This is a genomic window from Candidatus Pantoea communis (assembly GCF_011752685.1).
In the GTDB taxonomy this organism is placed as follows: Bacteria; Pseudomonadota; Gammaproteobacteria; order Enterobacterales; family Enterobacteriaceae; genus Pantoea; species Pantoea communis.
This window is the reverse complement of record NZ_VWXC01000001.1, coordinates 644994-662140: the sequence shown is the minus strand read 5'-3', so window position 1 is coordinate 662140 and position 17147 is coordinate 644994. Positions and strand designations below refer to the sequence as shown.

Below are 17147 nucleotides of genomic sequence, written 5' to 3'. Positions count from 1 at the left end.
TCTTTGCGGTTACGCAAGGCGATACCTTGACACGTTTGACCCTGGCAGTTGATGCCATGGGCGGGGATTTCGGTCCCTGCGTGACAGTGCCTGCATCCTTGCAGGCACTGGCCTCTCATACGAATCTGGTTCTTCTTCTGGTCGGTGATCCCGACATCATCTCGTCATTTCTTGCCAAAGCGGATTCCTCGTTACTGGGGCGTGTGCAGGTGATCCCTGCCGAATCGGTTATTGCAAGTGATGCCAAGCCTTCACAAGCCATTCGAAACAGCCGCGGCAGCTCGATGCGTGTGGCACTCGAGCTGGTGAAAGAGGGTAACGCGCAAGCCTGCATCAGTGCAGGCAATACCGGCGCGTTAATGGGTCTGGCTAAGATGTTATTGAAGCCGCTGGATGGCATTGAGCGTCCGGCGCTGATGACCGTTCTGCCGCATCAGCAGCAGGGTAAAACGGTGGTGCTGGATCTCGGCGCAAATGTGGAATCGGATAGCGATATGTTGGTGCAGTTTGCCATCATGGGCGCTGTCATGGCCGAGGAAGTGCTGGAAATCGACAGACCGCGTGTCGCGCTGCTCAACATTGGGCAGGAAGAGACCAAGGGGCTGGAAACGATTCGCACAGCATCTGGGGTTCTGCGGGATACGCCGCAAATCAACTATATTGGTTATCTTGAGGGGAATGATCTCCTCACCGGCAAGACGGATGTGCTGGTCTGTGATGGCTTCGTGGGAAACGTCACGCTTAAAACCATGGAAGGCGTGGTAAGAATGTTTCTTTCTCTGCTCAAGTCGTCAGAGGATGGGAAAAAACGGGCGTGGTGGTTGAAATGGGTCGGGCGCTGGCTGCAAAAGCGTCTGGCTAAACGTTTCGGCCATCTCAACCCCGACCAGTACAATGGCGCTTGTCTGTTAGGATTGCGCGGAACAGTGATCAAAAGCCACGGTGCGGCGAATCAACGTGCGTTTGCCGTGGCGATAGAGCAGGCAGAGCAGGCGGTGCGCAGGCAAGTCCCAGAGAGGATTGCGGCGCGCCTTGACGCTGTATTAGCCAGGAGTGACAAAGCGTAGATGTTTACCAAAATTATCGGTACGGGCAGCTATTTGCCTGAGCAGGTTCGCTCCAATGCGGATCTGGAAAAAATGGTGGAGACTTCGGACGAGTGGATTGTCACGCGTACCGGTATCCGTGAGCGCCGTATTGCCGCGCCAGATGAAACGGTTGCCACTATGGGCTTTGCGGCTGCACAGCGCGCGCTGGAAATGGCAGGCGTTGCGGCCAGCGATGTTGGTCTGATTATTGTGGCAACCACCTCTTCCAGCCATGCCTTCCCAAGTTCAGCGTGCATGATCCAGCAGATGCTGGAGATCAATGACTGCGCTTCTTTCGATCTGGCCGCTGCATGTGCAGGTTTCACCTATGCACTTAGCGTTGCCGATCAGTACATCAAAAACGGTGTGGTCAAACACGCGCTGGTGATCGGTGCGGACGTCTTAGCCCGCACCCTCGATCCTAACGATCGTGGCACCATCATCCTGTTTGGTGACGGCGCTGGCGCTGTGGTGCTGGGGCAAAGTGAAGAGCCCGGTATCCTGTCAACGCATCTGCATGCTGACGGTCGTTATGGCAAGCTGTTGACGCTGCCGTATCAGGATCGTGAACATCAGGATGAGCCAGCCTATCTCACGATGGCCGGTAATGAAGTCTTTAAAGTCGCTGTGACCGAGCTTGCCCATATCGTGGACGAGACGCTGCAAGCCAACAACCTTGATCGCGAAATGCTCGACTGGCTGGTGCCACATCAGGCCAACCTGCGCATTATCAGCGCAACGGCCAGAAAGCTCGGCATGGGCATGGAAAAAGTGGTGGTGACGCTGGATCGTCATGGCAACACTTCAGCGGCTTCGGTGCCAAGTGCACTGGATGAAGCGGTGCGAGATGGCCGTATCAAGCCTGGCCAACTGATTTTGCTGGAAGCCTTTGGTGGCGGTTTCACCTGGGGTTCTGCGCTGGTTCGCTTTTGATTGACAGGAACGACAGATGACACAATTTGCTTTTGTTTTCCCAGGACAGGGCTCACAGACCGTCGGCATGCTGGCCGATCTGGCTGTGGAAAACCCGCAGGTTGAAGCCACTTTCCGTGAAGCTTCTGATGCACTGGGATATGACTTATGGCAGTTGGTACAACAAGGTCCAGCTGAAGAACTGAATAAGACCTGGCAGACGCAACCTGCGTTGCTGGCGGCCTCCGTCGCGATTTATCGCGTCTGGCAGAGCAAAAATGGCCCGCAGCCTGCGCTGATGGCCGGCCATAGCCTGGGTGAATACTCTGCGCTGGTCTGTGCTGGCGTACTGAACTTTGCGGACGCAATCAAGTTAGTCGAATTACGCGGCAAACTGATGCAGGAAGCGGTTCCTGAAGGGACCGGTGCCATGCAGGCAATCATCGGGCTTGATGATGAGTCTATCCGTAAAGCGTGTGAAGAAAGCGCGCAAGGTCAGGTGGTTTCGCCGGTGAACTTCAATTCGCCAGGCCAGGTGGTTATCGCGGGTAACAAAGAAGCGGTTGAGCGTGCAGGTGCTGCCTGTAAAGCGGCTGGTGCCAAGCGTGCGTTGCCATTACCTGTGAGCGTTCCTTCGCATTGCGCGTTGATGAAGCCCGCAGCAGATAAACTGGCTGTGGCACTGGAAGATATTACTTTCAATGCACCTGGTGTGCCTGTCGTCAATAACGTAGACGTCAAGTGTGAAACCGATGCCGCTGCGATTCGCAGTGCACTGGTTCGCCAGTTGTATAGCCCGGTGCGCTGGACCGAAGCCGTTGAGTTTATTGCCACCCAAGGCGTTGGCCAGTTGCTGGAGATCGGTCCAGGTAAAGTCCTGACCGGTCTGACCAAACGTATTGTGGATAGCCTGACCGCTGCAGCCGTGAACGATTCTGCGTCACTCTCTGCGGCGCTTACACAGGAATAAGAGGAAAAACATGAGCTTTGAAGGTAAAGTAGCGCTGGTGACTGGCGCAAGCCGCGGCATTGGCCGTGCAATCGCGGAAACGCTGGTTGCGCGTGGTGCGAAAGTGGTGGGAACCGCCACCAGCGAAAGCGGTGCGGAAGCAATCAGTGCTTACCTCGGCGATAACGGCAAAGGTCTGCTGTTGAACGTGACCGATGCGGCCTCTTTTGAGAGCGTGCTCGAGAAAGTTCGCGCTGAATTTGGCGAAGTGGACATTTTAGTCAATAATGCAGGCATTACGCGTGATAATCTGTTGATGCGCATGAAGGACGATGAGTGGGCGGATATCCTCGATACCAACCTGACATCAGTCTTCCGTCTTTCTAAGGCGGTTATGCGTGCCATGATGAAAAAACGCGTGGGCCGTATCATTACCATCGGTTCTGTAGTTGGAACCATGGGTAACGCGGGTCAAACAAACTATGCGGCAGCAAAAGCAGGTTTGATTGGCTTTAGCAAATCACTGGCGCGAGAAGTCGCGTCACGTGGCATTACCGTAAACGTCGTGGCTCCGGGCTTTATTGAGACGGACATGACGCGTGCACTGAACGAAGATCAGCGCTCGGGCATTTTGGCAGAAGTGCCGGCAGGTCGTTTAGGCGACCCGCAGGAGATTGCCAATGCTGTTGCATTCTTAGCCTCTGACGAAGCCTCTTACATCACGGGTGAGACGCTCCACGTCAATGGCGGCATGTACATGGTCTGATAATCACGAAAACATTTGCATTATCTGCGGTAAACACCGCAGAATAGCGCAAAATCGTGGTTCGACCAGCCGGGATTTTGTTGCATCTTTTTCAACATTTTATACACTACGAAAACCATCGCGAAAGCGAGTTTTGATAGGAAATTAAATAGTATGAGCGATATCGAACAACGCGTTAAGAAAATCGTAGCTGAGCAGCTGGGTGTTAAAGAAGACGAAGTGATTAACACTGCTTCTTTCGTTGAAGACCTGGGTGCAGATTCTCTTGACACCGTTGAGCTGGTAATGGCTCTGGAAGAAGAGTTTGATACTGAAATTCCAGACGAAGAAGCTGAGAAAATCACTACCGTTCAGGCAGCGATCGATTACATCAATAGCCACCAAGGCTAATGAATATCTTCAGGCGGTCACCTCGACCGCCTGAGTTTTATGTTTGCCCCACATAGCGTTATTTTTTCCCTCCCTGGAGGACGTACGTGTCTAAGCGTCGTGTAGTTGTGACTGGTCTTGGCATGTTGTCTCCTGTCGGCAATACCGTAGAGTCTACCTGGAGTGCTCTCCTTGCCGGTCAGAGCGGCATCAGCCTGATCGACCATTTTGATACTAGTGCCTACGCAACACGCTTTGCGGGCTTAGTAAGAGATTTTAATTGCGATGAATTCATCTCGCGCAAAGATCAGCGCAAGATGGATGACTTCATCCAATACGGCATTGTGGCTGGTATTCAGGCTATGGCGGACTCCGGTCTGGTCGTGACTGATGAGAATGCCGGTCGCATCGGCGCAGCTATCGGTTCCGGCATCGGCGGACTGGGTTTAATTGAAGACAACCACAGTTCACTGGTTAACGGCGGTCCGCGCAAAATCAGCCCGTTCTTTGTTCCTTCTACCATTGTTAACATGGTGGCAGGTCACCTGACCATCATGTACGGTCTGAAAGGTCCAAGCATTTCTATTGCAACCGCTTGTACTTCAGGCGTGCACAACATTGGTCATGCTGCGCGTATCATTGCGTACAACGACGCCGATGTCATGCTGGCCGGTGGTGCTGAAAAAGCCAGTACCCCGCTGGGTGTGGGTGGCTTTGGTGCTGCACGTGCACTCTCAACCAATAACGATAATCCGCAGGCGGCAAGCCGTCCGTGGGATAAAGACCGTGATGGTTTCGTATTGGGCGATGGTGCAGGCATTGTGGTGCTGGAAGAGTACGAGCATGCGAAAAAGCGCGGTGCCAAAATTTATGCTGAAATCATCGGTTTCGGCATGAGCAGCGATGCTTACCACATGACGTCTCCGCCGGAGGACGGTTCAGGTGCTGCAGCAGCGATGGTGAATGCATTGCGTGACGCGCAGCTGAATGCTGAACAGATTGGCTACGTCAACGCGCATGGCACCTCTACGCCAGCGGGTGACAAAGCTGAAGCTCAGGCGGTCAAGTCTGTATTTGGTGCAGCGGCTCACAGCGTGATGGTGAGTTCTACCAAATCCATGACTGGGCACCTGTTGGGTGCAGCAGGCGCGGTAGAAGCGATTTATTCGATTCTGGCGCTGCGCGACCAGGCGGTTCCGCCAACCATCAACCTGGATAACCCAGATGAAGGTTGTGACCTCGACTTCGTGCCGCATACAGCACGTCAGGTGAGCGGACTGGAGTACACGCTGTGTAACTCCTTTGGATTTGGCGGCACCAACGGCTCGCTGATCTTCCGCAAGGTCTAAGTTTTACCCAGCCAAACAGAGGCCCGCAATGCGGGCCTTTTTTATATTTTGTCACGCAGTGGCGTGGATTCTTACCGCTGTCAGTGGTATTCAGACTGGCAGGGTAGCCAAAGGTGAGCGGTATGTGGATAAACGGCGTAGAGCAGTTCGAACTTTCTGCGCGCGATCGCGCGGTGCAGTTTGGTGATGGCTGTTTTACCACTGCTGCGGTAGTGGCAGGCAAGATACAACTGCTGAACGCCCATTTGCAGCGATTGCAGGAAGGCTGTGAGCGTTTATTCATTCCCTTACCGGATATGGCGCAGCTGGCCGAGGAGATGCAGCATGCCGCCAAGGGTCAAACCCAGTCCGTTTTAAAAGTGATTCTGACGCCAGGCGTCGGTGGACGGGGATATAGCCGAACCGGTTGCACAACCCCGACGCGCATCCTCTCCCTTTCTCCGTGGCCGCAACACTACACCACTTTGCAGCAGCAGGGTGCAGCGCTCATAACCAGCCCAGTGAGACTGGCGCGCAATCCACTGCTCGCCGGCCTCAAACATCTTAACCGACTGGAACAGGTGCTGATCCGTCAGCAGCTTGACCACACCGATGCTGATGAGGCGCTGGTGCTTGACACTGCAGGGACGGTGGTGGAATGCTGTGCGGCCAATTTATTCTGGCGCAAAGGTGATCAGGTTTTCACGCCGCGTCTTGAGCAAGCGGGTGTCGATGGCATTATGCGCCGTTATCTGATGGCGCAGATAGCGTCGGAAGGCCAGGCTTGTCAGTTGATTGAAGGAAGCAGGGAGGATGTGCTGAACGCCGATGAAGTGGTGATCTGCAATGCCCTGATGCCGGTTTTACCTGTGCGGAAAATTGACGATGTTTCGTTCACCGCACGCACGCTGTACCAGCAGCTGTATAACAGTTGCCAGAAGATGGAAGCATCATGACCCGAATGAAAAAAATACTCGCCAGCGCTGTGGCGCTTGCCGGCCTCGCGGCGGCATTGTGTTATTGGCAGATTGAACGTTTTGCCGATACCCCTTTGACCATTAATCAGGAAACGATCTACACATTGCCCGCGGGTAGTGGTCGGGTCGTGCTGGAAGCGCAACTGGAAAGCCAGCACATCATTCCGGAAAGTATCTGGTTTGGGCCGCTTTTGAAACTTGAGCCTGAACTCGCGAAGTTCAAAGCCGGCACCTACCGACTGGAAAGTAATATGACGGTAAGACAGCTGCTGCAGTTGCTGGCCAGCGGTAAAGAAGCGCAATTTCCGGTGCGGTTTGTCGAGGGCTCGCGCTTGAAGGAGTGGTTGGCCGAACTGCGTCAAGCGCCCTATATCAAACATACGCTAACTGACGATCAGTTTGCGACTGTCGCCGCTGCGCTGAAGATGGATGCAAATCAGCTTGAGGGCGCTTTCTATCCCGACACCTATTTGTATACAGCTAACACCAGTGATATATCGCTGCTGGAGCGGGCACACACGCGCATGAATAAACTGGTGGATGAGATCTGGCAGGGGCGGATGGACAATCTGCCCTATAAAAATGAGCAAGATCTGGTCACCATGGCCTCGATTATCGAAAAAGAGACCGGCGTGACGGAAGAGCGCGCGCGCGTTGCCTCCGTATTTATTAATCGCTTGCGCACCGGCATGAAGCTGCAAACCGACCCTACCGTGATTTACGGTATGGGTGATAACTACACCGGTACGATTACGCGTAAAGACCTCGAAACGCCGACCGATTACAATACCTACACGATTAGCGGATTGCCGCCAGGTCCTATCGCGATGCCAGGCCGAGCCTCGCTGGAAGCGGCGGCGCATCCAGAAAAAACCAACTATCTCTATTTTGTCGCGGATGGCAAAGGCGGACATACCTTTACCACCAATCTCGCCAGCCATAATAAAGCGGTGCAGGTCTATCGGCTGGCTATGAAGGAAAAAAATGAAAAGTAAGTTTATCGTCATTGAAGGCCTTGAAGGCGCGGGCAAAACCACTGCGCGTGATGCCATTGTGGCGGTGCTGCATGAGCAGGGTATCGACGATGTGGTGTTCACCCGTGAGCCTGGCGGCACGCCGCTGGCAGAACAATTACGCGTGCTGGTGAAGCAGGGGATTGATGGCGAACAGGTGACTGACAAAGCCGAACTGCTGATGCTGTATGCCGCCCGTGTTCAATTGGTCGAGAACGTGATTAAGCCTGCGTTAGCGCGTGGCGCCTGGGTGGTTGGTGACCGTCACGACCTCTCATCCCAGGCTTACCAGGGCGGTGGCCGTGGCCTGGATACGCAGTTGATGACCACCCTGCGCGATGCGGTATTGGGCGACTTCCGTCCGGACTTGACCCTCTACCTGGATGTGACACCGGAAATTGGCCTGCAACGCGCGCGTGCTCGCGGGGAACTCGATCGTATTGAGCAAGAATCACTGCGTTTCTTTGAACGCACACGTGACCGTTATCTGGCGTTGGCTGCCAGCGATGACACCATTTTAACCATTGATGCCACACAAAATATTGCAGAAGTGACATCGTCACTTAAATCAGCGCTACAAAAATGGCTGGCAGGTCAGGCGGCATGAACTGGTATCCGTGGCTGAATCAGCCCTATCGGCAGATTATCAGCCGTCATCAAAGCGGTCAGGCACACCATGCCTTGCTGATACAGGCCATTAATGGCATGGGTGACGATGCGTTAGTGTGGGGTGTTAGCCGCTGGTTAATGTGCCAACATCCGGAAGGCTTGAAGAGCTGCGGCCATTGCCACGGCTGCCAGCTAATGCAGGCGCAGACGCATCCTGACTGGTATCGTCTGGAAGCAGAAAAAGGCAAATCTTCACTGGGTATTGATGCGGTACGTGACGTCACCGAGAAGCTCTACCATTTTGCTCAGCAGGGCGGAGCAAAGATTGTCTGGTTGCCGGATGCGGCGCAGCTCACTGAAGCCGCCGCCAATGCGTTGTTGAAAACGCTGGAAGAGCCTCCTGCCAACTGCTGGTTTTTCCTCAGCGTCCGTGAGCCATCACGTTTGCTGGCAACCTTGCGCAGCCGCTGCATGACATGGCATCTTTCCCCGCCGGAAGAGCTGCCCAGTTTGCAATGGCTGCAGAAACAGCTGCCGCAATCCGAGCCAGTACTGCGAGCCGCTCTGCGCTTGAGCAATGGCGCACCTGCTGCTGCGTTGACCCTGCTGCAGCCTGAGCGCTGGCAGGCACGTGAGAAGCTGTGTGAAACCTTGCTCAGCGCGTTGAACAGCGATGTACTGCAACTGCTGCCCGCGCTGAACAGCGACGATGTGGCAGAGCGCCTCAGCTGGCTGATTTCATTACTGGTGGATGCCATGAAAGTGCAGCAGGGTGCCAGCAACTGGTTAAGCAACGGCGACCATCCTGAGGTCGTATCGCAACTGGCTCAGCAGCTTAACAGCAGTGCGCTCAACGCCAGCGCCCAGCAGTGGATGCAGTGTCGTGAGCAACTGTTGCATGTCGCCGCCCTGAACCGTGAACTGATTTTGACCGATCGCCTGTTAGCCTGGGGACGCTTAATGTCGCCCACGGCGGTCAGCTAAGCGTAAAAGAGAGAAGTATGTTTATTGTTGATTCGCACTGCCATCTTGATGGCCTGGATTATGAGAAGCAGCATCGCGATCTGGACGATGTGATCGCCAAAGCCGCCGCGCGTGACGTGAAGTTTATGCTGGCGATTGCCACCACGCTGCCGGATTACTACAAGATCAAGCAACTGGTCGGCGACAGGGAAAACATCGCCCTGGCTTGCGGCGTGCATCCGTTAAATCAGGAAGCACCTTACGATGTCGAAGAGTTTCGTCGACTGGCAGCTGAAGAGCAGGTGATTGCACTGGGCGAAACCGGGCTGGATTACTTCTATCAGCAGGAGACCAAAGCGCAGCAGCAAGCCTCATTCCGTGAACACATCCGTACCGGCATCGCGCTGAATAAGCCGATCATCGTACATACCCGTGATGCACGTGAAGACACGCTGGCAATCCTGCGTGAAGAGCAGGTGGAAAAGTGTGGTGGCGTTCTGCACTGCTTTACTGAAGATAAAGAGACTGCGGCGCAGTTGCTGGATATGGGTTTTTATATCTCCTTCTCCGGCATTTTGACCTTCCGCAATGCTGAACAGATTCGTGATGCCGCGCGTTATGTGCCGCTGGATCGCATGCTGGTCGAGACTGACTCGCCGTATCTGGCACCGGTTCCGCATCGTGGCAAAGAAAACCAGCCAGCCTTTACACGTGATGTCGCGGATTATATGGCTGTGCTGAAGGGTGTGGATATCGAAACGCTGGCTGCAGCGACCACAGAAAACTTCTCGCGTCTGTTCCATGTCCCGATGAGCCGTCTCGGCGGCTAATCCGCTTTATTTTAAACTCTGTAATAATTCCATAATCACTGACCTGTGCGGCATATAACGCGGCACGGGCAGTGATTTATTGCTGTTTCTCCAGGCAATTCAGTCAAAAACAACAGAAAGCAAGCGTTCGTCTTGAGCGAAACGTGATAGCCGTCAAAGTAACAAATATCGATTTATTTTACCCTTCGTAATAAATCAAAAGACGCTCAGCGTCACCCCGGTGAAGGATCCTCCCCCTTTGCCAGCGCACTGCGCAAATATGCACTCATACTCAGGAGCTTTTATGTTCAAGAACGCATTTGCGAACCTGCAAAAAGTAGGTAAATCGCTAATGTTGCCGGTATCGGTTTTGCCGATTGCCGGTATTTTATTAGGTGTTGGTTCGGCTAACTTCAGCTGGTTGCCTGCTGTCGTTTCACATGTCATGGCGGAGGCGGGCGGTTCCGTGTTCGCCAACATGCCGCTGATCTTTGCGATTGGCGTGGCGCTCGGTTTTACCAATAACGATGGCGTATCGGCGCTGGCTTCCGTGGTGGCTTACGGCATCATGGTGAAAACCATGGCGGTGGTTGCACCACTGGTGTTGCACTTACCGCCAGCGGAAATTGAGGCCAAACACCTTGCCGATACCGGGGTGCTGGGCGGGATCATTGCCGGTTCAATCGCCGCGTATATGTTTAACCGTTTTTATCGCATCAAGCTGCCTGAATATCTTGGCTTCTTCGCCGGTAAGCGTTTTGTGCCGATCATTTCCGGTCTGACCGCGATTTTCACTGGTATCGTGTTGTCCTTTATCTGGCCACCGATTGGTACCGCGATTCAGGATTTCTCCCAGTGGGCAGCCTATCAGAACCCGGTGGTGGCGTTCGGCATTTACGGTGTCGTTGAGCGTTCGCTGGTGCCGTTTGGTCTGCACCATATCTGGAACGTGCCTTTCCAGATGCAGATTGGTGAGTTCACCAACGCCGCAGGCCAGGTGTTCCACGGTGATATCCCACGCTATATGGCGGGCGATCCAACCGCAGGTAAACTCTCTGGCGGCTTCCTGTTCAAAATGTACGGTCTGCCTGCGGCTGCGATTGCTATCTGGCACTCGGCTAAGCCGGAAAACCGCGCCAAAGTGGGCGGTATTATGATTTCCGCCGCGCTGACCTCGTTCCTGACCGGTATCACCGAACCGATTGAATTTTCGTTTATGTTCGTGGCGCCGATTCTGTATGTCATCCATGCGATTCTGGCGGGTCTGGCATTCCCAATCTGTATTCTGCTGGGCATGCGTGATGGCACCAGCTTCTCACACGGTCTGATTGACTTTGTGGTGTTGAGCGGTAACAGCAGCAAGATCTGGTTGTTCCCGATTGTCGGTATCATTTACGGCCTGATTTATTACACCGTTTTCCGTGTGCTGATTGTGAAATTGAATCTGAAAACACCTGGACGTGAGGACACTGCAATGGAGCAGAGCAGCGCTACCGGTAGCGAGATGGCAGGCAAACTGGTGACTGCATTTGGTGGTAAAGAGAACATTACCAATCTTGATGCCTGTATTACGCGTCTGCGTGTGAGTGTCGCGGATGTGGCAAAAGTGAATCAAACTGAACTGAAAAACCTCGGCGCGCGTGGCGTGGTGGTGGCCGGTTCCGGTGTTCAGGCGATTTTCGGGACCAAGTCCGATAACCTGAAAACTGAGATGGATGATTATATTCGTAATATGTAAAGGCTTGGGGTTGGGCTCGGTCTGAGGCTGAGGCTGAGGCTGAGGTCAAGGTCAAAGGCAGAGGCCGAGCCTGTGCGATGAAGCGGCGGCAGATCGTAAAGACGCCATAAACCATCCCTGGGGCTCGGCCCGCGACATCCCTGTCGCGGGACGCTTTACTCCTCTGCCGCCGCTCCCTCGCACCTCACCTTAGGTGCGGTATTGGATAAAACCCCGTTTTTCATTGGACTGTACTGACGCATCGCCAGAAATTAGGGTATCGGTGTTAGCGGTATTGGGTGGTCACGCTATGTTTCACTGCCCATGGTTGCTGGCTCGGAATGCTTTATACGTCTGCCGCCGTTTTCTCCCACTTCAACGTGAATGCGATTACAGATAAACCCGCAAATACTCTGTCAGGCATAGCAACGCCATCGCCTGACCATAGGGCATCGACGTCAGCGGTACCTGGCGGTAATACTCCAAATCGCTGCCCATTGCGGTGCCAAACGACACCTGTTTTAACTCCCCGTCTTCATCAATATTGGCGATCACGCCACGCAAGGCTTTTTCCGCCATTGGGCGATACTCGTCAGACAAATACCGTTTACGCACCGCTTTGAGAATTCCATAAGCGAATCCCGCCGTGGCAGACGCTTCCGGATAGCTTTGTGGATCGTCGAGTAGGGTATGCCAGAGACCGCTGCTGTGCTGACAAGCGGCTAATGCCTTTACCTGACTGGCCAATACCTGCTGAAGGAAACGACGCGTGGCATGTTGTTCCGGCCAGTTCATCATTTCGAGGAAATCCGGGATCACGATGGTCAGCCAGCTGTTGCCGCGTGCCCAGCGGGCATTAGCAAAATTGTGTCGGCCATCGAAGGTCCAGCCGTGGAACCACAAACCGGTTTGACGATCCATCAGGTATTGAGTGTGAATCAGGAATTGATAGCTGGCTTCTTCAACAAACTCCGGGCGATCGAGTAACTGGCCGATCTTCGCCAGCGCCATCACGCTCATCATTAAGGTGTCGTCCCACAGCTGCTGGGTATTTTCGTTGTTGTAAACGATGTGCTGCAGACCGCCTTGCTCAGTGCGCGGCATTTCATACATCACCCACTCAGCCCAGCGTTCCAGCACCGGCCGCCATGCTGCATGACCGGTCTCTTCATAACGATAAGCCAGCGTCAGGAACGGGCATACCGTGTTCACGTTCTTTGTCGGTGTGCCTTCTGCTAAGCGCGCGCTAAACCAGTCATCGATAATCTTCAGGGTTGCCTGATCGCCCGTCTGCTGGGTGTAATGCAGCATGCCATACAGCCCGATGCCGTGCGTCCATTCCCAGCCAGCCCAACCCTTAGTGTCAATGACGCGGCCATCATCCAGCCGCAGCAAAAACTCGCCGCTGTGATCGGTGATGTTGACCAGATTGTCAGTGAGTTTGTGGATCAGCTGCACTAACTCACTGCGCGGCAACAGGTATTCAGGCTGGCGCAACAAGGCGCTGTGTTTTACAGGAAATACAGTCATGGTTCATTCCTATCGTTAATCAGGGTAGGGAGAGAGTGAAGTGTGCCGCGATGCGTGGATAGCGCGGGCGCTGCGGGCTTGTTACGGTTGAGGTAACCGACGTTGTTGTTGCCCCATAAGTTTTCATACGGCATACCCGCCAGGGTTTCGACGATGGTGCGCGCCTGCGGTGTTATACGTTCCGGGACCACACGGCCCGCTTCACGCATCTTCAGCGTCTCTTCGCGCAGAACAGTGTGGGTATGCAGATTAAGTTTGAAGCGCAGCGACACAATAAAGCCGCAGATCAGCACGCCGACGGTGCCGACGCTGAGGATCAGCAGAATGGTATGGCCCACCGCAGGAATCTGTTCAGTTTTACCGGAGGTGAAACCCGCCAGCTGCAACATGATGCCAACGATCATCACGGCACCGGCCTGCGAGGCTTTACGCGTCAATGTCATGATCCCGGCGAATATGCCTTCACGTCGCTGTCCGGTGATCACTTCATCGACATCGGCGATATAGGTGTAGGTATTCCATGGCACGTAGTTGATGCCGCCACGTCCTAAACCGGCGAAGGCCGAGATCAGCACTAACAGCGCGAAGTTATCGTTCATCCCGCTGTACCACAGTCCAGCGTAGGAGAGGGCGCTGAGGCCAAACAGCATCACCACCAGACGATAGGCTGGGGCCGGTCCGAGGCGTATACACAGCGGGATCATTGCCATCACCGCTATAAATTGCAGCACCGCCATCGTTCCCATCAGGCTGGAAGCGATTTGCGCGCTCTGCATCAGTACAAACACCACGTACCAGGTAAATACCGCATTAAAGACGTCCTGAGCGATGTAACCGCCCAGATACATGCCAAGATGCTGGCGAAAGATACGGATGCGCAGCGTGGAGGCGAGCTCGATATACAGTCGTTTCAGGCTTTGGAACAGCGAGAGTTGCGTCTTTTCTTCTTCAGCCCGACGTGACTCGGCGGAAAAATCCTCCGGTGCGCGTTCCCAGGTGAAGCGCCACACCAGGAATAGCACCAGCGCACAGATGACCGAGAACACCAGGCTGGCATAAAAGAAGGAGATGGGATTCTCTTTGCCAAACCAGCCAATCAGGATGCCTGGCAGGAAGGCGGCCAGAATCGATGACAGTTGTGCCAGCGCGATACGCGCGCCGGAAAAGCGGGCCTTTTGTTTAAAGTCGTCGGTCATCTCCGGCACCAGCGTTTCGTACGGCACCAGAATCATGGTGTAGACCATATCGAACAGCAGATAGGTCAGCAGATACCACCAGAAACTCATGTCGCCGATCCACATCAGGCTATAGCTGAACACGCACGGGATACCGAGCAGGATAAAGAACTTACGACGGCCGAAGCGTCTGCCAAGCCAGGTGGATCCGAAGTTATCAGTGAGAAAGCCCATTAACGGGCTGACGACCGCATCCAGCACGCGGGCAGCAGCAAAAATAAAGGTGGCTTCAATCGGCGAAAGCCCACAGAAGGTAGTGTAGAAATAGAGCAACCAGGCGGCGGTAAGCGCCGTGGTGCCGGCGCCGAGGAAATCCCCGGAACCGTAAGCCAGATAATGGCCCAGACTAATTTTACGAGACTGCATGGCAGGTTCTCCTTGAAATTGACGGATGACACATCCCTCATTACTCCGTACTGCTTGCCCGGATTGGATAGAAAGTAGAGCGCGGTGCAGCGGCAAACCTTCGCGATTTGGCAAGGCCTGATGGTTTTGTGGCAAAAACACAAAGAAACTGGCGTGATAACTCTAATTTATAAAACAGTGTTTCATTTTGGTGATCTGCGATGGCGTAAATTTGAGAGGGAGAGCACAGCAATGCTGTCTGGGAGATGAAATGGCGTAAAGGCAGCCATTTAACAGAAGAAAAGTGGTACTGAGGTTGAAAGCAAACGAATTCCTCGCGCATACTGCCTGACTGAACTCAGGCTTAAGGAAATGCACCATGGCTGAAGAAACCATTTTCAGTAAGATCATTCGTCGCGAAATCCCCGCCGACGTGGTTTATCAGGACGAACTGGTCACCGCCTTCCGCGACATCGCGCCTAAAGCGCCAACGCACATTCTGATTATCCCTAATGTATTGATTCCCACCGCCAATGACGTGCAGGAAGCACACGAGCATGCGTTGGGCCGTATGATTACCGTGGCGGCGAAAATCGCGAAACAGGAAGGGATTGCCGAGGATGGCTATCGTCTGATCATGAACTGTAATCAGCATGGTGGTCAGGAGGTTTATCATATTCATATGCACCTGGTCGGCGGTCAGCCGCTGGGTCCGATGCTGTCTATCTAACCTCAGGCGGACCTTGTGATGCGTCAATGGCTGAGTGGCCTGCTGTTGCTGACCCTTGTCGGGTGCAGCAGTGACAAACCGATGATCAACACCTCGCAATCGCTGGTAATGGAATCTTCCGTGCTTTCTGCGGGCATCATTACCGACGAACCTGCGCTGGCCAGTCGTGATGGGCAGATGCGTGCCTCAAGTGTGCTCTATAATCAGCGGGAAACGCCGGTGACCGTTCACTATCGTTTTTATTGGTACGACGAGAAGGGGCTGGAGATAACACCGGAAGAGCCGGCTCAAACTCAAATCGTCCCGGCGCATGGCAGCACAGAAGTTGTCTCGCAAATCGGTAACCTGACCGCCAGTAAGGTGCGTCTCTATCTTTATCTCTGAGGAGTAACCTGTGATTCGCAGTGTAAAACGTTCCAGCGCACTGTTATTTGCGTTGATGCTCACCGGTTGTGTGGTGAAACAGCAAACCCCAGCGCCGGTTGAACCGACCCAGCCAACGACGCCAACTCAACCGGAGCAGCCTCCTGTGCAGCCGGTACCGCCGCCGGAAACGGTGCCGCAGCCGCCAAAACTCAAAACCATTAACTGGAATGCCAGCGTGCAGCCGTTAGTGGGGAACATGGTGCAGTCTGCCGGTGTGAATCCAGGCAGCGTGCTGCTGGTGGATCGCATCAAGAACAGCACCAACGGTTCGTTGCAGAGTGATAAAGCCACCGATGCGATTCAGAATGCGCTGGCGAACAACGGCAAATTCACTTTGGTAACGCCAGAACAGCTGGCACAGGCAAAACAGACTTTGGGCTTGTCAGCCGATGACAGCCTCAATTCGCGCAGCAAAGCCATTGGCCTGGCACGTAATGTCAACGCGCAGTATGTGCTTTACAGCAGTGCACAGGGCGATGTGAAAGCGCCAACGCTGCAGATGCAGCTGATGCTGGTGCAGACCGGTGAAATTATCTGGTCAGGCAATGGTATTGCTCAACCCTGATCCCATACTGCAACAACGGATTCAGCAACAATGGCCGACGGCGCAAGCTGCCGGTCATTTTTTCGCGCTGCCGGGATTGAGTGGCAACAGTGTGCGGGTGAAAACCGAGCAGGGTGAGCTACTGGCGCGTCGTGCGCCGCAGCAACCGCTCCCGTTTGTTGATCGCCAACGCGAATATCGCATCTTGCGTCGAATGCGTGCTGCGCAACTCGGGCCGACACCGCTGGATTGGCACCATCCCTGGCTTTTACAGAGCTGGTTGCCCGGTGATGTGTTGACGCCTGCGCAGTTCAATCAACAGCACGACGCGGTGCTTGCCTTACTGCATCGTTTACATCAGCAGCCGCTGATGGGCTATCGCCTGCGCCTGACGCCGCTATTGCAACATTACTGGCAGCTTTGTCAGCAACGCCACTGGCGCTGGCAGCACGTTCTACAGCGCTTACTCAACCAGGGTGAACCCCGGCCGTTGCGCCTCGTACCGATTCATATGGATGTTCACGCCGGCAATGTGATTGCCACGCCAGATGGATTGCGTCTCATCGACTGGGAATATGCTGCTGATGGCGATGTGGCGCTGGAACTCGCGGCATTGTGTGCGGTCGATGGAGAACACCCAATCGACTGGATTGCGGGTTACGCGCAACGCAGCCAGCTTAACGAAGCGCGACTTAAGCGACATATGCGGCGCTGGCAGCCGTGGCTGCATCTGCTGATGGCGAGCTGGTATCAGCTGCGTGCTGAACAGAGCGGTGACCCTCATTTGCAACAGCTGGCGCAGGCCAGCTGGCAGGATCTCTAACTCAGGATTGTAAC

Annotated in this window: 18 protein-coding genes; 16 read left to right on the top strand and 2 right to left on the bottom strand. The window is 54.3% G+C overall.

All coding sequences use genetic code 11. The features are described from left to right. Positions 1–26 precede the first annotated feature (26 nt). The 12 genes from plsX to ptsG all read left to right on the top strand — a co-directional run bounded on the left by plsX (position 27) and on the right by ptsG (position 11521). On the top strand, positions 27–1067 hold the full coding sequence (gene plsX / locus F3J37_RS03410) for a phosphate acyltransferase PlsX (RefSeq protein WP_166931812.1): 1041 nt from the start codon (positions 27–29) through the stop codon (positions 1065–1067). After that, a complete protein-coding gene (locus tag F3J37_RS03405) occupies positions 1068–2021 on the top strand; it encodes a beta-ketoacyl-ACP synthase III (protein ID WP_034830694.1) in 954 nt (317 codons plus the stop codon). Positions 2022–2037: 16 nt separating this feature from the next. Beyond that, a complete protein-coding gene (gene fabD, locus F3J37_RS03400; protein ID WP_166931809.1) occupies positions 2038–2970 on the top strand; it encodes an ACP S-malonyltransferase in 933 nt (310 codons plus the stop codon). A gap of 10 nt (positions 2971–2980) precedes the next feature. Continuing rightward, positions 2981–3715, top strand: a complete 735-nt coding sequence (gene fabG / locus F3J37_RS03395) for a 3-oxoacyl-ACP reductase FabG (protein ID WP_166931806.1) — start codon at positions 2981–2983, stop codon at positions 3713–3715. Positions 3716–3868: 153 nt separating this feature from the next. Continuing rightward, positions 3869–4105, top strand: coding sequence for an acyl carrier protein (gene acpP / locus F3J37_RS03390; protein ID WP_007885774.1), 237 nt, complete (start codon positions 3869–3871; stop codon positions 4103–4105). An 86-nt stretch (positions 4106–4191) separates the two neighbouring features. Beyond that, positions 4192–5433, top strand: coding sequence for a beta-ketoacyl-ACP synthase II (fabF, locus tag F3J37_RS03385; RefSeq protein WP_034830699.1), 1242 nt, complete (start codon positions 4192–4194; stop codon positions 5431–5433). 122 nt (positions 5434–5555) lie between these two features. Continuing rightward, on the top strand, positions 5556–6368 hold the full coding sequence (gene pabC, locus F3J37_RS03380) for an aminodeoxychorismate lyase (protein ID WP_166931803.1): 813 nt from the start codon (positions 5556–5558) through the stop codon (positions 6366–6368). Next, entirely contained in the window at positions 6365–7384 is a 1020-nt protein-coding gene (mltG, locus tag F3J37_RS03375; protein ID WP_166931801.1) for an endolytic transglycosylase MltG, read from the top strand. Before pabC ends, mltG begins: the two co-directional genes overlap by 4 nt. Continuing rightward, complete coding sequence (tmk, locus tag F3J37_RS03370) at positions 7374–8009, top strand: dTMP kinase (RefSeq protein WP_058959580.1); 636 nt, start codon at positions 7374–7376, stop codon at positions 8007–8009. The genes mltG and tmk overlap by 11 nt, the downstream gene beginning before the upstream one ends. Then, the gene (holB, locus tag F3J37_RS03365) at positions 8006–8995 is read left to right on the top strand and encodes a DNA polymerase III subunit delta' (protein ID WP_166931798.1); all 990 of its coding nucleotides are present in this window, start codon (positions 8006–8008) and stop codon (positions 8993–8995) included. The genes tmk and holB overlap by 4 nt, the downstream gene beginning before the upstream one ends. A gap of 17 nt (positions 8996–9012) precedes the next feature. Beyond that, positions 9013–9804: a metal-dependent hydrolase gene (locus F3J37_RS03360; protein ID WP_034830707.1), complete on the top strand. Its 792-nt coding sequence runs from the start codon at positions 9013–9015 to the stop codon at positions 9802–9804. A gap of 283 nt (positions 9805–10087) precedes the next feature. After that, positions 10088–11521: a PTS glucose transporter subunit IIBC gene (gene ptsG, locus F3J37_RS03355; protein WP_058959578.1), complete on the top strand. Its 1434-nt coding sequence runs from the start codon at positions 10088–10090 to the stop codon at positions 11519–11521. A 369-nt stretch (positions 11522–11890) separates the two neighbouring features. Here ptsG and bglB read toward each other — a convergent pair whose 3' ends face one another. Together bglB and F3J37_RS03345 are read right to left on the bottom strand one after the other, a co-directional pair. Next, complete coding sequence (gene bglB, locus F3J37_RS03350) at positions 11891–13030, bottom strand: beta-galactosidase BglB (RefSeq protein WP_166931795.1); 1140 nt, start codon at positions 13028–13030, stop codon at positions 11891–11893. Further along, positions 13027–14631 (bottom strand): MFS transporter, encoded by a 1605-nt coding sequence (locus F3J37_RS03345; RefSeq protein WP_166931793.1) that lies wholly within the window; start codon positions 14629–14631, stop codon positions 13027–13029. The genes bglB and F3J37_RS03345 overlap by 4 nt, the downstream gene beginning before the upstream one ends. Before the next feature lie 358 nt (positions 14632–14989). Between F3J37_RS03345 and hinT the strand changes: the two genes are divergently transcribed. Genes hinT through thiK form a run of 4 tightly spaced genes read left to right on the top strand, consistent with a single transcriptional unit; the run spans position 14990 to position 17133 of the window. Then, a complete protein-coding gene (hinT, locus tag F3J37_RS03340) occupies positions 14990–15340 on the top strand; it encodes a purine nucleoside phosphoramidase (protein WP_058959575.1) in 351 nt (116 codons plus the stop codon). 18 nt (positions 15341–15358) lie between these two features. Beyond that, entirely contained in the window at positions 15359–15724 is a 366-nt protein-coding gene (locus F3J37_RS03335) for a YcfL family putative periplasmic lipoprotein (protein ID WP_166931791.1), read from the top strand. A gap of 10 nt (positions 15725–15734) precedes the next feature. Further along, a complete protein-coding gene (gene lpoB, locus F3J37_RS03330) occupies positions 15735–16331 on the top strand; it encodes a penicillin-binding protein activator LpoB (RefSeq protein ID WP_034822075.1) in 597 nt (198 codons plus the stop codon). After that, the gene (gene thiK, locus F3J37_RS03325; protein ID WP_166932033.1) at positions 16318–17133 is read left to right on the top strand and encodes a thiamine kinase; all 816 of its coding nucleotides are present in this window, start codon (positions 16318–16320) and stop codon (positions 17131–17133) included. The genes lpoB and thiK overlap by 14 nt, the downstream gene beginning before the upstream one ends. Positions 17134–17147 lie beyond the last annotated feature (14 nt).